Here is a 2,962-nt window from a genome sequence, read left to right as displayed (position 1 = left end):
CCCTACCCCCTGCCCCCTGCCCCCTGTTCCCTTTCTCGAATTAAATAGTAAGGAGGATTAAAAAATGCTGGCTTATTTTCTAGCGTTGGTAATCGGTTTTGGCAGTCTCGCCATTTATTTATCAGCCTTCTTTTTTCCAGAAATCCATCGCAAGAATGATTTTATCTGGAGTGGTGTTGGGCTATTCTACGCTTTAGTGTTATGGATTTTTGCATCTCGAATTACTGGGGGGCTATTACTAGGTCATGTAGCTAGTGTGGCAATGTTGGTATGGTTTGTGGCACAAACCCTTTCATTACGGCGACAACTTGCTCCCGCAGGACAACAAACTCCTCTCCCCAGTCCTGAGCTAATTAAGATTAGTTTCCAATCGCAAATGTCAAAGTTTTCTGTGAAAGAGAAATTTGGACAGTTATCAAGCTTCGTTGCTGGTGTATTTGGTGGTGCTAAAGCGAAGATACAGCAGACTGTGAACAAAAAGCCAGTGATCAAAACTGCTGAGGAGATTTTGCAAACAACTCCAACTGAAGCAACGCCACCGTCAGTATTACCAGATGAGTCGGTAACTGCTACCCCAGCAATTACAACTGAAAGTTTATCAGCGGAGACTTTTGCTCAATCTCCTATTTTGGAAATGGTGGAAATATCACCAACTCCACCCCCTGTGATTGAGGAAGAACAGGTAATTCCGTCAACAGCACCGGAACCGGAAACTGTGGTGGAAATAACTCAAACTGAAGTTGTAATTTCAGAGTCATCCATAACAGAAGAAACGGAAACTGTAGTCGAGATCATTCAAACTGAGGTTGTAATTTCCGAAACTCCTACAGCAGGGTCAACTGAAGCTGTGGTCGAGATAATTCAAACTGAGGTGGTTATTGCCATAGAAGAAACTAGCGAAACGGCAGATGCACCAGAAATAAGTTCCCCAAATCCAGTGACATCAGAGTTATTAGCCGCAGAAGCAGCCGAAAAGTCTGATATGACCATTGAGGAAGTTAAATCAGTTGGGGAAGCATTGCCAGAACAAATCCCACTAAATAAACCAGTCGAGGAGTAATTACAGCGATTTCCAATCATATAAGGTACATCTTAGCCCCCTCATCGCTTGCGGGGAGGGGGTTGGGGGTGGGGTTCTTGTTCCGGGTTTGATGACAATTTGCTGTAAGAGGATTTACGCTGCTGATTCTAATAAATCAAAGGAATCTGGGTAGTTTATGATACTGCTGCCGCTGGATTAAGTCCCAATTGGGATAATAAACGGTCAATATCAAAATGCTCAGACATAAGAGAGCGAATGCACTCTATTTTAATTGGTTCATGAACACGAACTTGACCAAAGGTGCGGTCAATGATTTCTACTGTGGTGAGAGTGTCTAAATCCACGGATAAAATCGGGATTTCTAACTCTTCAGCGCGGTTGAGGATAAAGGCAGGGGGTGGTAGTTGTCCAGTCAGGATGAGGCATTGAGTAGATGTTTCTAAGGCTGCTTGTTGAATTTCAACGCGATCGCCTCCTGTCACTACTGCCATATTCTGGCGTTTGCGGAAGTATTTGACGGCGGAATTGACATTCATCGCCCCAATTGCTAGACTTTCGACTAATAAATCTAGGCGATCGCTCCGACAAAGAACTTCCGCGTTTAACTGCTTGACTAATTCCCCAACGCTGACACTGCGGAGGATATCGCTTTTGGGTAATGTTGCCAGTATAGGAATATCCTGTTTTTCCAAGAATGGGCGTAAGAGTGTGTTAACTAACTCTAATTTTTCGTGAGGTACTTCATTAATTACCACACCCATTAACCGTTTGCCTAATTGCTGTTTAGCAAATAATAAGGCCTCAACAGAAGTTAGTGATTGATAACGGCTAATTAACAGTACAGGAGCATCTAATTTTTCTGCTAATTCTAGTAAGGACAATCCAAATAAATTTCCTTCTGATAAGTTAGCAGGCCCTTCTAAGATTACCAAATTACTCTTTGGTATTTGTGAATACTTTTGTACTAGTAACTCTTGATAGTTAGTTGTATCTTCTCCCTGTAAGCGTTTCTGGACGGTAATTTCATCCAAAGATAATAAAGTGGGAGCAATGCGGTTGTCTGGCAGGTTAAGGTTATGAGTAATGAACTGGACATCTTCTTCAACTACTGTTCCCGCAGATGTCTTGACAAAATTACCCAAAGGTTTGCCATAAGCAATGTCCAAACCTTTTTGTTTTAGCTGATGAGACAAACCTAAAACTGTTGCAGATTTGCCACTGTAAGCTTCAACTGATCCAACCAGCAAGTATTTAGCAAGTGTTGGCACGTATGCACTCCTAATTTCAAAAGTTTGTACAACTCAGCTAGGTGTCTACTAATTTTAGTGCAATAGGCGGAAGGTAAATAGCTTTAGTAATCCTAATTGCCTGAATTTTCAAAATTAAATGGGAATAAATCTAGCTGTGGTAGCTATTGTAGCGATTTTGATAGTCCCAATTAATAAAGTAATCCTAATTGTGATAGCCTCATCAGTCTTAAACTCGCTTGTATTTGTCAAGTGCTGCTGTAAGCAATTTGCCTAATCACCACCGAAGAACAACACGCGATCGCATTACCGATTTTAACCTTTTTTGTGCTATACAGGAAATATTAAACAGAATTTTCTAAATAGTTATGGCTGCAAAATACTTTAATCCTTATACAGATTTCGGTTTTAAGAAACTGTTCGGTGAAGAAGGCAGTAAAGACTTACTCATGGATTTTCTCAACCAACTTCTACCAATACATCATCAAATTCAACAATTAACCTTTAAAAATCCAGAAAATCTAGCTGATACCATAGCAGAACGTAAAGCCATATTTGATATTTACTGCGAAAGTAAAACTGGTGATAAGTTTATTGTGGAAATGCAAAAAGCAAAAATCAAGCATTTCAAAGATAGAGCCTTATTCTATTCCACATTTCCCATTCGTGAACA

General features: G+C 40.5%; 2 protein-coding genes and 1 pseudogene. 2 read left to right on the top strand and 1 reads right to left on the bottom strand.

What is annotated here, in order from left to right; genetic code table 11:
- Positions 1-64: 64 nt before the first annotated feature.
- Positions 65-481: pseudogene (locus tag AN486_RS26295) on the top strand (Ycf66 family protein); the annotation flags it as partial.
- A gap of 734 nt (positions 482-1,215) precedes the next feature.
- On the opposite strand, the gene AN486_RS26290 reads toward AN486_RS26295, so the two are convergent.
- The gene (locus AN486_RS26290) at positions 1,216-2,310 is read right to left on the bottom strand and encodes a phosphotransacetylase family protein (protein WP_290603027.1); all 1,095 of its coding nucleotides are present in this window, start codon (positions 2,308-2,310) and stop codon (positions 1,216-1,218) included.
- Between the two features lie 347 nt (positions 2,311-2,657).
- On the opposite strand from AN486_RS26290, the gene AN486_RS26285 reads away from it, so the two are divergent.
- The coding region (locus AN486_RS26285; protein ID WP_290603026.1) for an Rpn family recombination-promoting nuclease/putative transposase at positions 2,658-2,962 on the top strand (305 nt) is incomplete at its 3' end.

Origin of the sequence: Anabaena sp. AL93 (assembly GCF_001672085.1) — a bacterium.
GTDB classification, from domain to species: Bacteria; Cyanobacteriota; Cyanobacteriia; order Cyanobacteriales; family Nostocaceae; genus Dolichospermum; species Dolichospermum heterosporum.
This window is presented reverse-complemented; position numbering and strand designations above follow the sequence as displayed.